Origin of the sequence: Methanoregula boonei 6A8 (assembly GCF_000017625.1) — an archaeon.
In the GTDB taxonomy this organism is placed as follows: domain Archaea; phylum Halobacteriota; class Methanomicrobia; order Methanomicrobiales; family Methanospirillaceae; genus Methanoregula; species Methanoregula boonei.
On the sequence record NC_009712.1, the window covers coordinates 1,968,163 to 1,986,272 of the forward strand.

The 18,110-nt window shown below is 52.0% G+C and carries 18 protein-coding genes; 9 read left to right on the forward strand and 9 right to left on the reverse strand.

Going from position 1 to position 18,110, the window contains the following annotated elements; translation table 11 throughout:
• Positions 1-15: 15 nt before the first annotated feature.
• From MBOO_RS14170 to MBOO_RS09930, 4 genes are all read right to left on the reverse strand, one after another.
• A complete protein-coding gene (locus MBOO_RS14170; protein ID WP_012107473.1) occupies positions 16-213 on the reverse strand; it encodes a hypothetical protein in 198 nt (65 codons plus the stop codon).
• Positions 206-2,455 carry a type II/IV secretion system ATPase subunit gene (locus tag MBOO_RS09920; RefSeq protein ID WP_012107474.1) on the reverse strand — a complete coding sequence of 750 codons (2,250 nt, stop codon included), beginning with the start codon at positions 2,453-2,455 and terminating at the stop codon, positions 206-208. Before MBOO_RS09920 ends, MBOO_RS14170 begins: the two co-directional genes overlap by 8 nt.
• Before the next feature lie 330 nt (positions 2,456-2,785).
• The gene (locus tag MBOO_RS13180) at positions 2,786-3,523 is read right to left on the reverse strand and encodes a roadblock/LC7 domain-containing protein (RefSeq protein WP_012107475.1); all 738 of its coding nucleotides are present in this window, start codon (positions 3,521-3,523) and stop codon (positions 2,786-2,788) included.
• Between the two features lie 25 nt (positions 3,524-3,548).
• Positions 3,549-3,896: a roadblock/LC7 domain-containing protein gene (locus tag MBOO_RS09930; RefSeq protein WP_012107476.1), complete on the reverse strand. Its 348-nt coding sequence runs from the start codon at positions 3,894-3,896 to the stop codon at positions 3,549-3,551.
• A 265-nt stretch (positions 3,897-4,161) separates the two neighbouring features.
• On the opposite strand from MBOO_RS09930, the gene MBOO_RS13185 reads away from it, so the two are divergent.
• The 3 genes from MBOO_RS13185 (at position 4,162) to minD (ending at position 6,364) form a co-directional block, all read left to right on the forward strand.
• Positions 4,162-4,893 carry a hypothetical protein gene (locus MBOO_RS13185; RefSeq protein ID WP_012107477.1) on the forward strand — a complete coding sequence of 244 codons (732 nt, stop codon included), beginning with the start codon at positions 4,162-4,164 and terminating at the stop codon, positions 4,891-4,893.
• A 26-nt stretch (positions 4,894-4,919) separates the two neighbouring features.
• On the forward strand, positions 4,920-5,483 hold the full coding sequence (locus tag MBOO_RS09940) for a hypothetical protein (RefSeq protein WP_012107478.1): 564 nt from the start codon (positions 4,920-4,922) through the stop codon (positions 5,481-5,483).
• Positions 5,484-5,563: 80 nt separating this feature from the next.
• The gene (gene minD / locus MBOO_RS09945) at positions 5,564-6,364 is read left to right on the forward strand and encodes a cell division ATPase MinD (RefSeq protein WP_012107479.1); all 801 of its coding nucleotides are present in this window, start codon (positions 5,564-5,566) and stop codon (positions 6,362-6,364) included.
• Between the two features lie 50 nt (positions 6,365-6,414).
• On the opposite strand, the gene MBOO_RS13190 is transcribed toward minD, so the two are convergent.
• The 3 genes from MBOO_RS13190 to MBOO_RS09960 form a co-directional block, all read right to left on the reverse strand.
• Positions 6,415-7,206 carry a response regulator gene (locus tag MBOO_RS13190; RefSeq protein WP_012107480.1) on the reverse strand — a complete coding sequence of 264 codons (792 nt, stop codon included), beginning with the start codon at positions 7,204-7,206 and terminating at the stop codon, positions 6,415-6,417.
• Positions 7,207-7,426: 220 nt separating this feature from the next.
• Positions 7,427-8,536 carry a V4R domain-containing protein gene (locus MBOO_RS09955; protein ID WP_012107481.1) on the reverse strand — a complete coding sequence of 370 codons (1,110 nt, stop codon included), beginning with the start codon at positions 8,534-8,536 and terminating at the stop codon, positions 7,427-7,429.
• A 112-nt stretch (positions 8,537-8,648) separates the two neighbouring features.
• Positions 8,649-9,260 (reverse strand): hypothetical protein, encoded by a 612-nt coding sequence (locus MBOO_RS09960; RefSeq protein ID WP_012107482.1) that lies wholly within the window; start codon positions 9,258-9,260, stop codon positions 8,649-8,651.
• A gap of 212 nt (positions 9,261-9,472) precedes the next feature.
• Between MBOO_RS09960 and MBOO_RS09965 the strand changes: the two genes are divergently transcribed.
• The 6 genes from MBOO_RS09965 (at position 9,473) to phoU (ending at position 15,899) form a co-directional block, all read left to right on the forward strand.
• Entirely contained in the window at positions 9,473-10,654 is a 1,182-nt protein-coding gene (locus MBOO_RS09965) for an A24 family peptidase C-terminal domain-containing protein (protein ID WP_012107483.1), read from the forward strand.
• A 1-nt stretch (position 10,655) separates the two neighbouring features.
• Positions 10,656-11,027: a phosphoribosyl-AMP cyclohydrolase gene (gene hisI, locus MBOO_RS09970; protein WP_012107484.1), complete on the forward strand. Its 372-nt coding sequence runs from the start codon at positions 10,656-10,658 to the stop codon at positions 11,025-11,027.
• Positions 11,028-11,474: 447 nt separating this feature from the next.
• Positions 11,475-12,461 carry a phosphate ABC transporter substrate-binding protein gene (locus MBOO_RS09975; RefSeq protein WP_012107485.1) on the forward strand — a complete coding sequence of 329 codons (987 nt, stop codon included), beginning with the start codon at positions 11,475-11,477 and terminating at the stop codon, positions 12,459-12,461.
• A gap of 118 nt (positions 12,462-12,579) precedes the next feature.
• Entirely contained in the window at positions 12,580-14,475 is a 1,896-nt protein-coding gene (pstA, locus tag MBOO_RS09980; RefSeq protein ID WP_232385650.1) for a phosphate ABC transporter permease PstA, read from the forward strand.
• A gap of 3 nt (positions 14,476-14,478) precedes the next feature.
• The gene (pstB, locus tag MBOO_RS09985) at positions 14,479-15,240 is read left to right on the forward strand and encodes a phosphate ABC transporter ATP-binding protein PstB (RefSeq protein WP_012107487.1); all 762 of its coding nucleotides are present in this window, start codon (positions 14,479-14,481) and stop codon (positions 15,238-15,240) included.
• An 8-nt stretch (positions 15,241-15,248) separates the two neighbouring features.
• Positions 15,249-15,899, forward strand: coding sequence for a phosphate signaling complex protein PhoU (gene phoU, locus MBOO_RS09990; RefSeq protein WP_012107488.1), 651 nt, complete (start codon positions 15,249-15,251; stop codon positions 15,897-15,899).
• A 59-nt stretch (positions 15,900-15,958) separates the two neighbouring features.
• Here the strand turns inward: phoU and MBOO_RS09995 are convergent, their stop codons facing one another.
• Positions 15,959-16,339, reverse strand: a complete 381-nt coding sequence (locus tag MBOO_RS09995) for a cupredoxin domain-containing protein (RefSeq protein ID WP_012107489.1) — start codon at positions 16,337-16,339, stop codon at positions 15,959-15,961.
• Positions 16,340-16,449: 110 nt separating this feature from the next.
• On the reverse strand, positions 16,450-16,953 hold the full coding sequence (locus MBOO_RS10000) for a DUF4352 domain-containing protein (RefSeq protein WP_048068438.1): 504 nt from the start codon (positions 16,951-16,953) through the stop codon (positions 16,450-16,452).
• Between the last annotated feature and the right edge of the window lie 1,157 nt (positions 16,954-18,110).

An 18,110-nucleotide genomic window follows, 5' to 3' on the forward strand; every position in this document is an offset into this window, starting at 1 on the left:
GGGGAGTTTTAAGGCCTATGTGATAAGACCCAGGAAGACCGCCGAAATCAGACCAACAAGGATGGAACTGACAACCGCAGTGGAGATATATACCTCAAACGGGGTCTTGAGCCGGGCCGAGATGATATCGTTCCGGAGCTGGGCGTACTGCTCCCGTTTTGACTTCATCCTCATACCCAGAAGGTTGAAGCAGAACCGCTCGAAACTATTCATATAGATCCTTCCTTACGCGCTCTACAACCACTTCGGGCTCACGGAAGTACGAGATAAGGATCTTTGCTACATCCTTGTAGTGCCGGATCTTCTTGATACGCATCCACTCCAGCACCTCCTGCCTGCGTTTGAGTTCTTCCCGCATACGGTTCTCGTTCCAGCCCCGCGCCTCCATGATGTCCTCAAGGATGTAAGATTTCCCCGAGTAGGTGATCTCATCGGTTGCCGATCGCCAGCGGAAGACCTCGTTTGTGATCAGTTCGTTTGTCCGCGGATCGATATCGAGGATCTCAACAATCTGCTTGTTCCGGCGGATCCGTTTCCCGCCCATCCGGGCCTGTACCTGGACACAGATGAAATCGAGCGCGGAGAGCATATTCCGTGGTACGTCCATGGGCGGGTTCTCGATACGGTGCACGACGCTCGCAACAGAGTCGGCGTGAGTTGTGGAGTAGGTAACGTGGCCCGTGCTCATTGCCTGGAAAAGTGTCTGGCATTCCTTACCTCTAACCTCACCGACGATGATGTACTCGGGCCGCTGACGCATAGCCGCACGGAGCAACTCATACATGTTGATCTCTCCTCTGCCGGCGGTGTCAAATGAGTCACGCGTGACACTCGGGATCCAGTTCGGGTGAGGAAGCTTGACTTCACGGGTATCCTCCAGAGAGACAATCTTTGCCATCGGGGGAATGAAAAGCGAGATTGCATTGAGGGCAGTAGTCTTCCCGGACGCGGTCCCACCGGCAAAGATAGCGGACTTGCCATTCTCGACGCAGAGCCATATGTAAGCGATCGAGAGCGGGGCAAAGGTGTGCCATTCAATGAGATCGGTAGGGGTAATTGGCTCGTCCTTGAACTTACGGATAGTGAATGTCGAGCCGTGCGCAGTGACCTCCTGCCCCAGTGTCATCTGGATACGGGATCCATCCTGCATGGTCGCATCGAGAATGGGCTCGGCAATGGAGATGTACTTGCCTGCCCTTTGTGCGAGCTTGGTGACAAAGGAGTCGAGCTCCTCGGCATTGTGGTACATCAGGGTGGTCTTCATTGACTCGTAATTGGCATGGAAGGCAAAGAGAGGGGTGTTGACCCCGTCGCAGGAGATATCCTCGATATACTTGTCATGCATGATCGCATCGATCATGCCATCACCCAGAAAGTCCTTGTGCATGTTATAGAGGATCTTCTCACGTTCCACCGGGTTGAGCTTGATTCCGTAATCCGCCAGAATCTCATCAACCGAACGACGGAGCTGGCTGCGGGCCTCCTCTTTGGAAATGTCCTTGGTGTTGATGTCAAGGATCTCAAAAAGGCGTTCCTTTAACTCCTTTAACAGGTCTTTCTCTGGCTCCGAGAGTACAGGTTCGAGAACCTGGTAGGTATATTCATGGGTGGAATGGTCATAGATGACCCGGACATATGCATAGGGATCGTTGACGGGGTACGTATCCATCACTTCGATACCGGGTTTTGGCTCAAAGGTGAGATCGACGAGAGGTCCATGGATCTTGGGATCGTATTCCACGTTCTCCGACCGGATCGCGCTGAAGAGTGCACTAAACCAGGATTTCTTTTCTGTCCCCTTATCCGTCCCCTTGTCTGCAAGGGTCAGTTCTGATTCAAGGTCCTTGAAACCGGATGTGGAAAACTCCCTTTTCCAGATCTCGGCAAGTTCCGGGGGAAGGCTACCGGTTCCGGTGGACTCAAACGCCTGCATCCGGCCATGAAGATTGATCTCATCAACATGGAATGTCGCACCTTTGGGGAGAATAAGACCGGAAAATTCGGATATCTGGTCAGCGGAAATAATCCGCTCATCAGATTCGGTCACCGCGGATTTCCCGATCTGATCTGTCGGGGCTCCCACTTTTTCGGCCTTCTTTTTCTTGAAAAACCGGGACGTGCGATTCTCGCGGGGATCTTCCTCTTCAGTAATTTCGACAACTTGTTCCGGGGGTAACTCTGATTCCGGGGAGGCTGTAAGAGGCTCCGGGGAGTGCGCCGACGGGGGGACCATCTCCGGTTGTCCCATGATCTTGCCCAGTGCCGCGCGAACATCGTCCCCGCTTAGTACCGGGGGTTCTACACCTTCTTGCGCCGGGGGGACATCTTCGAGAAGCTCATCGAAAGTATCCAGCTCTTCAGGTTTACCGGTTGCTTCTTTCGGGAATTGTACGGGCTCATCCGGGGTGGGGAGGGATTCCGGAACTACCTCTTGAGGAGGGGTACCGGCATTCATGCCAAGCTTTTTTATCAGTGCCGAGAAATCACCCGGGCTTCCATCTCCAGCACTTCCGTCCTCTCCCTGCGTCGCCGGAGGAGGCGCGGCTACCGGCGCCTCAGGTGTACTGCCCGGTGCCTGGATACCCCGTATCTTTTTGAGAAGATTGCTTACACTGTCCTGATCCTCGTCATCCTTTGGTTTCAAGCCGGATGTCCCCCTGTTTTCATCTCCACGTTCCTTAAAATTTTATAAAAGATCTTTCTTATCCCGGACTATATGTACTCTCTTACCCCAATCAGGAAAAACCTTCCCCCTCGCCGGGCATACGGCAAAACCAGCTGCTTGTCAGGAATGTCCAGCCTCGTGCTGGAGACTCCTGATAAGTACCCGGAGGAGACCGAGTTGGGCATCAGATCGGGCAATGATACAAAGGCAAAGATCCCCGAATGGTGAGATGATGAACTTGTTCTCTGCGGTTTCAAGAATCAGCTGATCAGGCCGGCCAAGACTCATATCAAGGGCAATAGTGGTTCCCGTCCGGAGGAGGTCCTCTGCCCGTGCGGCAACGTGCTCGAAATCCGCATTGCCTCGGGAAATTACCGGGAATCCCTCATAGAAGGCGGAAACGGCTACAACGCCCGGTTGTGCCATAATCTTTGTGAGGGTTGCCTCATCCAAATTACCTGAAGGCTGACGGGGTACTTGTGTGCTCTCGTAAAGAGGGGGAGGAGATTTCTGCACTACCGGGGCTGATCCGATAAAGAGCTGGCGTTCTGTACACCGATCTAGTGCTTCTGCAAAATCCTTATCCGAATAAGGTCTCAGGGCAAACTGCTGTTGGTTCGGGTCGCTCCCTCCCGCAGGTGTTGCCATGATGTACCTGAGTGCGGCATCTCCCCGATACATCTGCTCCTTATCCTCAAAACAGGCTGCCACCAGTTCGCCGTTACGCATCAGGATGAACCCCTTTCCGCGGTCGGTTTCCACCTCAATTAACCCTTTAAAGCCCCTAAGGTTCTCAAGAGTGTCACCCTTCCGGGGATCGAGAGCGATACCCCCTTGTGTTCCTGCCGGCATTTTCATAAAAAAAAGCCCAATAAAGAGTGGTCTAAAGGGCCGCAACAATGCGTTCCTTGTTCTTCTTTAATTCATAACGGATTCTACCGATATTTGCAGTTGTATCTGCGACAAGTGCTATCAGTTCATCTGCGGATAAAGGTGCAAGAATAATAGGCCCTTTTTCCAATTCGACCAGCATCTGGGAAAGCTCGCCTTTCCCGAGGGTATTACCCATTGCTTCTGATGTCCCAAGGCCGGTCGATGCCATAGCTCCCAGCGCCTCGATATCTACCTTACCGGATACGGCGCTTTCTATTACAAATCCGTCCCTCCCCACCACAACTGCCGCCGATACGCCTTCAACTCTCAGAAATTCATCTAATAACGGCTTGAGCATTATCTCACCATTTAATAATTGTGACTTTCTTGTTTTTTTCCTATTAAAATGTTGGGATCATTTTCCATAAGAATGCCACAAAATAGCCTTTAAAAACCAAAAAAAACCCTCATTTGTGGCGCAAAAATCGGAAAAATGACCTACCTCAAGGTAAGGTGAGAAAACAAATACAGGTGGCTCCGTTTGGCATTGTCTGAAACCGGGGATACCTGACCGGATTGTGCAAAAAGAAACTATATACTGGAATGCAATCATTAGAGAGATCATGCAATTACCCCGGGGGACATTCCGCGAGATCCAGAAGAGCCGGAAAGCCCGTGAGATCCTCACGGAGCTGGAGCGGAGCCGGTTTAGCGGGATCTGCAGTATTTCCTGCCCCGATGGTATCTGTACGCTTGTTTTCCATACGGGAAAATCCATTCTTGCAGAATACAACACGGCAAAGGGCGATGCTGCGCTCGAAAGCCTCTTTGCTTCCTTTGAGGAGGAGGCTGTGGACGCTGCGCTCTCCACGCTTGATGAGGCCCAGATCCGGTTATCTCTTGAATTTAACAAACGCGAACAAGTCGTTTCCCCTAATCCTTCCCGAAAACAGGAAAAACCGGTGCACCCGGATATCCTCCCTGCCCACCCTGCACCGAGAGTTCTCGCAAAGAAAACCAGCCCCGCACCAACAGCAGGCAATCCCCCCCCCGGCAGCGAAGTCACAAGGCTGATAACACACCCCGTGGAGAAAACACCCCGACCACCATTAGCAGGCCCTAGAAATCCTATCGTAGGGCCACCACCATTGATCCGGGCAGAAAAAATACATGTACAAAAAGAAGAGCTGACGGAGCCGGTACCTCCCTCAAAAGAGAGCGGGAAAACCTCACTTGAGAGCGATCTGGACACGCTGGATTCCATGAATCTCGACCAGGTCAAAAGTAAGATCCGGGATGAATGCAAGACCATGGTCAAGCATCTCAAGCTGGATCATCTCATGGACAAGGATTAACTACCCCTTACGTGGTGATACCAACGATGCCTGACCTGCCCTCTCTGAGAATTATTCTTTTGCTTGCCGGGGGATTGCTCATCCTCTGCATTGCAGCGTGGTTCCTCGCAGGGAAACGTCGGCGCGGAGTAAAGAGATTGGCCTCTGCCATCAGTTTGGACCCCAACCGGTCACCGCTCCGGGTGCAGAAAGTCCCGTTCCGGAGTACTGAAGATCCTGCCAATCCCGACAAGATCACAGATGCCACGTCCCACAAGGAAGAGACAGACTGCGTCAACAAACAGAGGGATCTTGCCGGGAGCCTGGATGCCCTTGCAAAGAAATATTCCCTGGACGAAATTATCCTTGCCACGGCGGACGGCCTTTTGCTTGCCTCGTCCCGGAACGCTCCACCGGCAGGAGATATTGCACGATACACAGGAATGTTTGCTGAAAACATCCAGCCCCGGCCACCTGGGATCATCCTCTTTGGTCTGGAGTACAAGGGTTCGCATCTTGTAGGAATCGCCAGGGGAAGAGATCTGCTGATCCAGGAGCCCGATCCGGATATGGTACGCGAGACAAAAGCTATTTTAAACAGGTGGATATAACACGAATATGAAACACATAAATAAAATATTCCACAATACGTATATTTACACAGGATAATATTCAGGACGACAGGTGTTTGATGGTCAAGGTATATACGATTGCATCCGGAAAAGGGGGTACAGGAAAAACCACCGTTTCTGTTAACCTCGGAACAATGCTTGCCAAGATGGGTAAAGAGACCTATCTGATGGACGCCGATATCGGGATGGCAAACGTCGGACTAATCCTGGGATTGCAGGATGCACCGGTCACCCTTCATGAAATTCTTGCCGGAAAAAACAATATCGATGAGGGTATCTACACGGGCCCGGCCGGGCTCAAGGTTATCCCAAGCGGCATCTCGCTCCAGGGCTTCCAGCAGGCAGACCCGGACAAAATCCGCGACGTTATGTCGGAAATCGTAAAACGGTGCGAATTCCTCCTGATCGATGCACCTGCCGGCATCAGTAAGGATGGGGTCGTCCCGCTCGCGGTTGCCGATGAGGTCATCCTCGTGGTCAACCCCGAACTCTCGTCCATTGTCGATGCACTCAAGACCAAGATCCTGACAGAAGTGGTCGGCGGCCATGTGCTTGGCTCCATTATCAACCGGGTGGACCAGGACAAAAGCGATGTCATCTCACGGAAGATGGAAAAAGTCCTCGGGGTAAAAGTCCTCGGAATCATACCTGAAGATTCTAATGTCAGGAGAGCAGCAGCAGCCCGCTCTCCAATAGTAGTCTCCTACCCGGACTCACCTGCATCAAAGGCAATCCACCGGATAGCCGCAGACCTTATCGGGGTGTCATACAAGGACGAGACCCCGGCGGTGGCCAAGCGCGAAGGATTCATTGACCGTTTCTCAAAGGCACTCTTCAAGAAGAAATCGGATAAGAAATAAGGATTTTTTGCGTTTTTTTTAGGAACTTGCCGGAACTGGGGAGGTCAGATTCAAACCTTCTCTGCCATCTTGATCTCAGTTAATGTTTTCTCCCGGATCTGGATGGAAACGCCAATCATCTCGTTCTTGTCATCCTTGACCGGTCTGGCCGTGAGCGCAACAAACCGTTTCTTGTTAGCAAGAGAGACAAGAACGGTATTAAGCTCATAGCTGACTACTATCTTGTCCCGGATGACGTCAAGTGCCGGATCATTAATCCTCTCACCGGTGAGTTTGTTGACCAGAATCAGGACCTTCCTGAGCGGTTGCGCCAGTGCATCCTTCTCCAGAATATCCAGCAAGCGGCAGGAATATGGGTTCAAAAAGATGATCCGGCCCCGGGTGTCAGTGATGATCACCGATTCAAGTGCAGCCATGATCTTTTTCATATCCCACAGTGCTGCTTTGTCGAAATAGCGCTTGCGGATGGTATGGTTGTACAGGGCGATCTCAATATTGGATACGATTTCGTTTGACGTAAAAGGCTTGAGGAGGAACCCGTACGGCTCTGCGGCCTTAGCCCGGGTAAGGATCGCGTCATCGCACTGGCCAGTGAGAAAAATTACTGGGATGCGGAAAATAGAATAGATATACTGAGCAGCCGTAATACCATCCAGTGCACCGGCGAGGCTGATGTCCATGAGAACTAAGTCAGGCTGATATTCGGCCGCCTTCATGATAGCGTCTTCGCCGGTCATCACCTTGCCGGCAACAGCATATCCTTTCTTTTCGAGAATAACGCTTATAAGGTTGGAGATAATCTCGTCATCTTCCACGATCAGGATCTGGACGGGCGAGGCCATGGCATTCACAGGATGGGATTGTTCTGGTTAAGAATATGGAACAGGAGTATTTAAATGTAGATTTTATTTTTTATAAAAAAGCAGAACACATCCCGATCTCCTCACAGAGAGTACATCAAAAACTATCCCCTTCCCGGCATACAACATCCTGTATCCAAGAGTTAAAAAAAGGAAAACTGGTGTGGGGGTGAAAATCCATGCCTTTACGTTCCGGCAAAGATCATTCTGCCTTATTGGTTACGGTGAAGACACAGAATTCGTCACCTTTTGACCGGCACTTGATCTCCCGGCACTGAACTTTGACGCCAAACGATCCTTCAATGATCCCGGCGAGAAGGCCAGCGGTACAATAGCATACATGCTTACCGGTTGAACCAAACGCTTCTGACTCAACGGTGTGTTCGAGCGTAATAATCTTTTCCTTCTTTGCTTCGTTCCACTCGCTCTTGACAAGCTTAAACCAGCCCATCTGGGAGTAGAACGTAAATGCCATATCGGAGAGTGTCGTTGGTTCCGTGATGCCCATCTTCTTATAGTGTTCGACGTTTTCCTTACCCATGTCCATATAGGCACGGTAGTTTACTCCACCTGCCGGAAGCTCCCCCATCGTCTTTTTGAGTGAATTCATCATGGACGTGAAGACAAAACGTGGCATCAGAACCACCGGGTCATCGATCAGCTGGATGATCCCTTCCACCGGGCGGTGATCGATGAACTCAGTAATAGCAGAATCTCCCTTTACCACGGCCTGGGCCTTGAACTTCCAGCTCGGTTCAACCTGATCGGCAACAAACTCGCAGCAGTCATCCCCGTTTGCCACGCACTTGCGTTCGAGGCAATACCAGGTTTTACCGGTAACCGCAGTCAGTACACCTTCGATCCATCCCATGTGGACACCACAGACCGGCATTTTCCAGTCTTTTAAGATCTCCGATTCGAAGGTGTGTTTTGTGCGAAGGACGATCCGCTTTTCGCTCTGCTCCACAACCTCAAAAGGAGCTCCCCAGCCCTGCTGGTGCTGGAGCTTGAAGACCAGAAGGAGAAATTCGGCCGGAGTAAGTTCCATGCCCATTTTTTTGAGGAGATTCTGCAGGCCCACAGCACCCTGACCGACAGAGCGGAACAGTTTACGCACCGCTTTTACGGCCAGTTTCCGGTTCAGGTGCCCCTCGTACATCTCGTAGATAGCTTTAATCAGATAATTGGGGTTGCTCGCAGTCTTCACCCCAAAAACCGAATAGGTGCCGGCCACGGGATCCAGCTCGATATATGAGGTGATGTCCTTCTCACCCTTGATCAGCGCCTCGAAGTCTTCACGTCCGATCTTCATAAGCAATCAGTCTGCGATTATATAATTAAAGGGTTTCGCCTCGATTCTCGGCGTATATTCCCAAGGAAAAACAACTGTTGGTTCACCCATCCCCTGATGCCCAACGGGATAATCAGAGATCCAGAATATGGGAAGGGTGCGCTTCATCAAAATTAATAGTAAAACGGGTCACAACCTGGGACCGGTCCTGGACAATACAGGTGTAGGTGCCGTACATCACCCGAAAACTGACCGTTCCGTTACCGGTCGTGACATCGCTTCCCACAATCTTACCATCTTTCCGGATCGATACCCGTACGCCGTTCTGCGGCATTTTTTCCCGACGGACCGTGAGCGTGACAACCCCGAGGCCCTCACTCTTCTTGCCGATCTCCGGTACCGAATACGTGATATTCTTTCGGATGTGCCCCTTCTCAAAGATCCGGCACCCCATGACAAGCGCATCGATAATCTCCGGTTTGACATCGCAGAGAACATACTGCCGGCCCTCCCGGATATAGACAACTGCTTTGTCGCCATAGAGCGCTCCCTCGGAGTCGATATAGATTGCCCCTTCCGGTTCCCCGTTGAGAAAAGCAAGATAGAACTGCTTGTTTCCTTCCTTTGCTACAGCAAGGGCATGCAGGCGACGGGATGCAGCGAACGCAAGCATATCGGTGAGGGAAAAAGTACCCAGGTATTTCGCACCCTTCAGAATATTCTCCAGCAGCTCCTGCAGATCCATGAATTATTCTCCGCGTATTCAATCCGGGGCAGAAATAAAGATAATCTCTCCCGGCCAAGTGCCAATTGCTTTTAATCATATATTCACAACAGGCGTATTATATATTTGCAAAAAAGCTCACTGTCGGACAAAACCGGATATCTCCGATGAAGGAAACAGGCACGGGAATCGTCATGCATAAGTGGTTGGAGATATAACCGGTATTTCTGCATATGACATATTCCCCGCTTATAATATCGACGGTTGCCGTTTTCATTACGCTTCTCTATGCCTCGTACCTGGATGTCAAAGAGCGGCGTGTCCCGTTCAGGACATGGTACCCCATGCTTGTTGTCGGAATGATTGCTACCATCGTACTCTTCTACCAGAATACCGAAAACATCAGCCTGATTTGCGGTTACCTGGCACTGGTGGCCAGCTTCCTGTACGCGGACTATCTCGACAACCATGAGCCCGGGACACCGTTCCGGCTGCAGTATCTTGCCATTGTGCTTGCGCTCCCTATTCTATCCTGGTTCCTTCTTCCTATCCTCACTACAGGACATATGCCTGAAACGCAGCTGATTCCGTGGTATATCATGTTTGCCGGTCTGCTCGGGTACGTCTCGTACCGCGAATACAAACGGGAACCTGAACGCCGGCTCACGGCAAAACAAGCACGAAAGGAGGCGCAGCGGGAATCGAACGTAGAGGAAGTACTGACACGCTGGTATTTCGTGCTGGTCGTTGTCATCCTGGCCATAGCATCATTCTATATGATTGGGAGCGGAAACTGGGGAATTCCGGGCATTTACATTGCACTTGCAGCAGTTTTCTGTGGAGTGTTCTATATCTTCGGACAGATGCGCCTCTTTGGCGGTGCCGATGCCTGGGCGCTCATCTTTATCGCCTTCTGCATCCCTACGTTCCCCATAACGCCGCTCTTCAAGGCCTCCCCCATAGGGTTTCTCGCGTTTTCGGTGCTGATCAATGCGCTGATCCTCAACCTTGTAGCTCCACTGGGGATCTTCATCATCAACGTAGTCAAAAAGAACCGTGCCCCGCTCCAGTACATGTTTTTTGGCTTCCCTGTAAAAGGAGAAAAGATCCAAGAGGCCTGGGGCTTTGTGATGGAGGACTTCACTGAGAAGGAGGGGAAGATAGAACGAAAATTCATTGGGTTCTGGGACTCCCTGCGCCGGATGCGTTCCGATGAGGGACGAGTGTATACCAAGGATCTCCGTGAACACCCTGAAGAATTCGAAAAAGAGCTCGGAACATACAAGAAAGCAGGGAATGTTTGGATCTCGTATGCCGTCCCGTTTATCCTTCCCATTACCGCGGGACTGATCACCGCCATTCTCTTTGGGGATATCCTATTTACTATAATGAGCTTTGTAACCGGTGGTGCATAACGTGCTCCCCCTTAAATTCCATGAGGGCGGATTGATCCCCGTCATAGTCCAGGATCAAAAGACCCGGGAAGTCCTGATGATGGCCTATGCAAACGAGGAGGCAGTACGGCTTACCGAGAGTACCGGTTCTGCCCATTATTACAGCCGGAGCCGGAAAAAAATCTGGAAGAAGGGAGAAGAGAGCGGCCATTTCCAGAAAGTAGGACGTATTCTCGTGGATTGCGACGAGGATTGCCTCATATACGAAGTCGAGCAGACCGGTGCGGCCTGCCATACCGGCTATCGCACCTGCTTTTACCGGACCCTCGACGGCGTCACCATTGGTGAAAAAATATTTGACCCAGAAAAAGTGTACGGGAAAACCGGGCATTAGATCACCGGGCGGATCCAGTTTGCAGTTTTAGATCCTGTGGGAATCACCGGGAGGCCGGGGGATTGTGGAGAATAGGCCCTGAACTTGACGGTTCAGGGTAAGAGTGATTCAACGCAAAAACTTTTTTTAACGATTCGCAAATTGGGAAAGCAGATTTCCGGGACCGGAAAGGATACATTGGTCCAACGGTATACCAACTATCAATACGGGTCTGTTGTAGTATAAGGGCTGACAGAACGATGCCAGTGCGGATCTCCTACTCATATCTCCGTAAATGGCATAACCCGACTATCCGGAAAAATAAAAGAGTGCAAAAAAGAGTACAATAACTCTAGAGATATATGATAGATATGCGTGACTCCATGTCAATCTTTTTTTCATATATATTCGTATATTCTATGTCGAAAAACTGTATATTAACTCGGGATAATCACATGAACGAACACCATGAAAGCCAATCGGAGTTCATATCTCTTGGTGACAGCATGCCTCTTGGCATTGCTCATTGCATCGCTTATCGTTGCCGGATGTACCAGCAACGGATCAACAAACTCTGCCACGGTATCACCGGCGGCAACTGCCGCGCCCACTGCGGCCCCGGCAACGGCTGCTGCCACAGCAGCGGCAACCGCAGCAGCAACCCAGAGCTCAAACACCACTGCTTCTTCCGGCCAGACGCTTACCCTGACAGGTTCGACCACCGTTCTGCCCATTGCTCAGGCTGTTGCTGATGCTTACATGCAGAACAACCCTAACGTAAACATTCAGGTTTCCGGCGGAGGATCCGGTGTCGGCGTCCAGGCTATCATTAACAAGAAAGTAGATATCGGGATGAGCTCAGCTGCGGTCTCTGCAGCACAGCAGGCACAAGACCCTCAGATGAATATCATTACGATTGCCCACGATGGCATTGCAATCATTGTGAACCCTGCAAACACCATCCAGGACATCTCTCTTGACCAGGTCAAGGCCATCTACAATGGCAGCGTCACTTCTTGGACTTCCGTCCCTGGCGCCGGTGTGCCCAACTCCAACAACCAGATCGTGCTTGTCGGCCGTGACAGTTCCTCGGGAACCCGTACCTACTTTGACCAGTTCGTTATGCTGAATACCAACGACTCCCTGTCCATGCATGAGGATAACTCCAACGGAGCAGTCCTTCAGGAAGTTGCCCAGACCCCGGGTGCTATCGGGTACATCTCCATCGGCTACCTCACGTCCGATGTCAAGGCAGTCCCGATCTTAACCACAAACGGCCATGTCATCGCCCCGAGCGTTGCGACCGTCAAGGACAAGACCTACCCGATCCACCGCGATCTCTACATGATCACTAACGGACAGCCCACGGGTCTTGCGAAGGATTACCTCGACTTCCTCCTCAGCACACAGGGCCAGCAGATCGTTGTTGCACAAGGGTACGTCGCCCTTCCCTGAACTGATGATGAAGTTCCTTAAATCCACTTTTTTAAGTAGTGTGGAGAGGTGACAAACCATTACAGAGAGAGAAAAACCTGTCGGAAAGCTCCCGGGAAACACCGCCTTTGTCTCCCTCATCAAGGAGCGGTTCGTCAGATCCGTATTCTTCGTCACAGCATTCTTTGCAGTCATTGTCGTAGCATTCATCCTGCTCTTCTTGCTCCGGGACGGCTATTCGATCTTCGAGACCGTGGGACCACTCAACTTCCTCTTCGGGACGATCTGGGCCCCGGGCGCGTATGTGCCCAGTTACGGGATTGCCGCACTCATCATCGGTACGCTCCTTGTTACACTGGGTGCTATGGTCTTTGCCGTTCCGCTTTCCCTGGGCTGTGCCATTTACATCTCTGAACTCGCCTCTCCCCGGATAAAGAATATCCTAAAACCGGCCACTGAACTTCTCGCAGGCATCCCGTCAGTCGTGTATGGGTTCTTCGGCATGATCGTATTAAGCAACTTCATTCGCGTTACCTTCAACATCTCCAGCGGGCAGACCTGGCTTGCCGGGTCGATCCTTCTGGGCATCATGGCGCTCCCCACGATCATCAGCGTTTCCGAAGACGCAATCAGCTCCGTTCCCCGGGAGTACCGCGAGGGGTCGCTTGCAACCGGAGCAACACGCTGGCAGACCATCAGCAAAGTGATCGTCCCGGCAGCACTCTCGGGGATAGCGGCAGCAATCATCCTTGGGATCGGGCGTGCCATCGGCGAGACCATGGCCGTGATCATGGTCACCGGGAACGCCGCCATCATCCCCAGTCCCATATGGAACGTGCTCTCATCAGTCCGCACCCTTACCGGGACACTTGGGATCGAAATGGGTGATGTAGCCATCGGAAGCGAGCACTACCATGCACTCTTCGGCGTGGCTGTCGTGCTCCTCCTTATTACACTCATTATCAATATAAGTGCGGTGGCCATCCTCTCCCACCTTGGGAAATCGGCAGGCCGGGCGAAACGCCCGTGGCTCGACATCCCCGCTCTTGCACCGGTGAGGGAAAAACTCCACCCGTACTCCCAAAAGATTCTTCTTGCCTTCATCGCGCTCCTGTTCCTTGCTATCGGTCTCTGGGAAGTATCAATCGTCATTGTCCTTGCTGCAGGGGCCTGGCACTATGGCCGTGAGCGGTTCTCACGGCGCTCCATTGAACGGGTAGCATTCGGATGCGTCATCGCCGCGGCAATGGCAGTCCTTGCCATCCTCGCGATCATCCTTGGGTACATTATTATAAACGGCTTGCCGGCCATATCGTGGCAGTTCCTGACACAGAGCCCTACGGACCTGGGCAGGGGTGGCGGGATCTTCCCGGCGATTGTAGGTACCCTCTATCTTGTGGCAGGCGCCATCCTGATCGCCCTTCCCCTTGGGGTTGGGGCCGCAATTTACCTGATCGAATACACCCGGGAAGGAAGGATCACCAAGCTGATCCGGACCGGGGTTGATCTCCTCAATGGGACGCCCTCGATCGTCTTTGGTCTTTTTGGCTTTGCATTCCTGGTTCTCTTCCTCAATGTAGGCGTATCACTTATCGCCGGCATGATTACACTGGCGTTGATGGTGCTCCCGACCGTGATCCGAACGACGGAAGAAGCCCTCAAGAACGTCCCGCAGTCCCTAAGGGAAGGAAGCCTTGCGCTCGGCGCCACGAAATGGCAGACGATCAAAAACGTGGTCATCCCACCCGCAGTTCCCGGGATTGTGACCGGAGCGATCCTATCGATCGGCCGGGCCGCCGGGGAGACAGCGCCGATCATGTTCACCGCGGTCGTCTTTTCGACCCGGTTTTTACCGACATCGCTTTTCCAGCCGGTGATGGCGCTGCCCTACCATCTCTTCATCTTGTCGACCAATGTACCCGGCTCTTCGACCAACAAGTACGGGACGGCGCTTGTTCTCCTGATGCTGGTCGTGACATTCTATGCAGTCGCTATCCTGATCCGGAACCATTATGCAAAAAAGGCACGGGGATAATCCATGTCCGATTCAACTGTTATTGCAACCAAAAACCTCAACCTCTGGTATAACGAGAAACACGCTCTCCAGGATATCACCATGGATATTGAAAAGAAGAAGACCACCGCGCTGATCGGACCCTCCGGGTGCGGGAAGTCCACGCTGCTCCGGTGCTTTAACCGGATGAACGATCTCATCAGCCACGTGAAGATCACCGGGCAACTCCTCCTCGATGAAGAGGATATGCTCTGCAACGGCATGGACGTAGTGGCCTTACGGAAACGGGTCGGCATGGTCTTCCAGCGCCCCAACCCCTTCCCCAAGTCCATCTACGAGAACGTTGCCTACGGCCCCCGGGTCCACGGGATCAACGACCGTAAGGAGCTGGACACAATCGTGGAAAAGAGCCTCAGGCACGCCGCGCTCTGGGACGAGGTTCGGGACCGGCTTAACGATTCCGCTCTCGGACTCTCAGGAGGCCAGCAGCAACGGCTCTGCATCGCCCGGACCCTTGCCGTAGAGCCTGAAGTAATCCTGATGGACGAGCCCTGCTCTGCGCTTGACCCGATCGCGACAGCGAAGATCGAGAACCTCATCGAAATGCTCAAAGAATATTATACGGTCATCATTGTCACGCACAACATGCAGCAGGCGGCCCGGGTCAGCGATTATACTGGTTTTATGTACCTGGGCAAGCTCATCGAATTTGACAAGACCACCACCATCTTCGAGCACCCCAATGAGGACCTGACCGAGAACTATATCACCGGCCGGTTCGGGTGAGGGAAAATATGACAGACAAATTCCACACGGAACTCAAAGATCTCAAAAAAGGGGTCTCGGGAATGGCCCGCTACGCCTTCTCGATGCTTCAGGACTCGCAGGAGGCATTCATCAACCAGGACGCCGCGCTTGCCGCCACGGTGCTCGACCGCAAAGACGCTCTCCGGGAGAAGACCGTGGAACTCGAGGAGATCTGCTATCAACTCATTGCCTTAAACCAGCCGGTGGCAAAGGACATGCGGACGATCGTCTGCTCGTTAAAGATGATCGCAGCATCGGAACGGATCGGGAGATACGGCAAGTCAACCGCTAAAATCGTAAAAGAGATCTCCGGCAAGCCCCATATTGCCAACATGATGAGCATCCCGCTCATGTCGGAATACGTGCTTGCAATGATCGACGATGCGATCACTACCTACGAAACCGAAAACGTAAAAAAACTCGAGGGATTCTCCGCACGGGACGATGCAATCGACGCTCTGCGCCACTCCATCTTCCGTGAGGCTATCACCTACATGATGGAAAACCCCAAAACCATCACCCAGGCCACATACTATATCATCATTGCCCGGTACCTGGAGCGCTGTGCTGACCATGCCTGCAAGATGGCAGAAAATGTCCAGTACATGGAAACCGGCGAACGGATCGAAATCAAATGAGATCTTTAAAAAAACAGGGATTTGTTGAGAGAAGCACACCCCTTTTGCTGCCCGGGAGTTCAGTGGACGATTACCGTTCCTTTTATTGACGGGTTATCCGTGCAGTGGTAACCATACGTCCCCGGGATCGTGAACGTGAACTGGTACCGGCTGTTATTTACCAGGGGCGGTGAGGTGAAGGAATCGGGATCTGATGCATCGGAGGTGACCGTATGGACACCCATATCAAGGTTGAGCCAGGTAACCGTCACCCCCTTATCCACCACCAGAACCTGGGGATTGACACCTGCGCTCCCGATCAGGATTGTGGTCTGCGGGGTATACAGAGGTGTTGACGGGCGGGATGGGGGTGGCGAACCGGCACAGCCTGCAATACATATCAGTGCAGCAAACACACAAAGAACGCCGACCATCAATACCACAGGAGATCGGGGCTGCATGGACTAAGATTGGTTACCGGACAATAAAGGCTTCATGGTTTTGGCCAGGTTTGTTCCCCATTTGTCAGCAGGAACCGGAAGAATATCCTGTAGGGTCTTTCGGGATTGCCTTACAGGATAAACGCAACCTGGGTACGTCCTTTGTCGGGTGCTGCTGCTGTTGCAGAAGGGAATGTGTACAGCAATTGCATCTTGTCGGAGTTCTGGGGAACGATGTACACCACGCTTGCAATGCCGGTGGTATCAGGAGACAGATCGTACGAAGGTTTGGACTGAATTCCCCCGGAAGGAGTGTAATAGATGCCCTTGCCATCGGTTAGGGCAAAATCAGCTGCCGCAATGGTATAGGTGTCGGATGCGTTATAGTTCTGGAAAGTGAGGGTGACAGTATAGAACCGGTTTCCGTTGAACTGGGTCTCTCCGGCTCGGGCGTCGGTGACCGTGACCTGGAGATCCCCTATCCGCACAGGCTGGTTGAGAGGGTACTGAGGTAATGGTGTTGGTGTGGCAGTAATAGCACCGAGAGCGGTTGAGAGTACGTGCCCGCCGGCCATGGAATATTCAATGGCCGGGACGATCACAAGGACGAGAACTATAAAAACGACCAGGAGCACGACTGCGGGAACCAGGTACCGCCGTATCCCCTCATGTTGAGGGAGCTCCGGCAGGGGTGAACCACAATTAATGCACCGGGTGTAAATCACCGGGTTGTCAGTTTTACACCGGGGACACCGTTTTACTGCCGTACTTCATCACCTTTTGTTCCTGTCAGGTGCCGCGTCCCCGGGAACGAAGAAGTGTTTCCGAACGCACGCCGACCCCGGCATATGCACGCATTTCGCATGTCAGGGAATGATCACATCAGCGGCCCGGCTTATGGACTTTTCTTTTTTATTCATGCTAAAGAATAGAGAAGGAATTGCAGGGAGCATCCCTGCCCGGCATTATTCGCTATGATCCTGTTTTGCCCGTTATGCGGCGGGAAGGACATGGACAATGGCGTGGAGAATCGCGATGATAATGTTGAGGAAGAGTACCTGTGCAGTGTGTGAAGGATCCTTCCACCTGTTTGATCATAATACGGGTTTTGAGTGAAATAAATTTCAGTTAACTTTCGGAACCGACTTAGGAAACCTTGTTGTCTCTTTTTGGATCCAGATCTGTTTGGGGGTACCGCACCCGACGCGGGCCTGACCTAAATCAACGAAAACGTCATGCCCCATCGATATACGGTGGTCAGAACACTTTTGGATCGCGTGACCCCCTGCAGAACACGGTACCCTATTTTGCCATGAGTTATAGTCATAAAAATGGCTCAATTTTGTATCAGGTTTGAAGCAGGGATGAAGGGGGTCACGTGGGTACAAACTGTAGAATGGTCCCGCACAGATCCGGATGCTGTATTTGAATTACCGGCCGGTTTTTCTGATATTTTATAACGTGGAGATGGGATGCTGCAGCCATACCCGAGCATGTGGATCGTGTACTATAGCCGGGGGAGGGGATGGAGGGGGGCACATGGGTACAAAGTGTCCGAACCTGTATTTCATGACGGATAATTCTTTGAGAGATGTGAGAAAACCAAAAAATACGATTATCGTGGCGCAATGAAATATACTCGGAAAAACTTTATCACAACAGATCCAAGCAAGCAGATTTAAATAGCAAAAAGGATCTTTGTCCCCCTCACGCTTATAAACCCCAACACCGTATAACAGTACCTATCAACGTACCCATTCGTTGAATGAATAGTATACAACACCATACTATA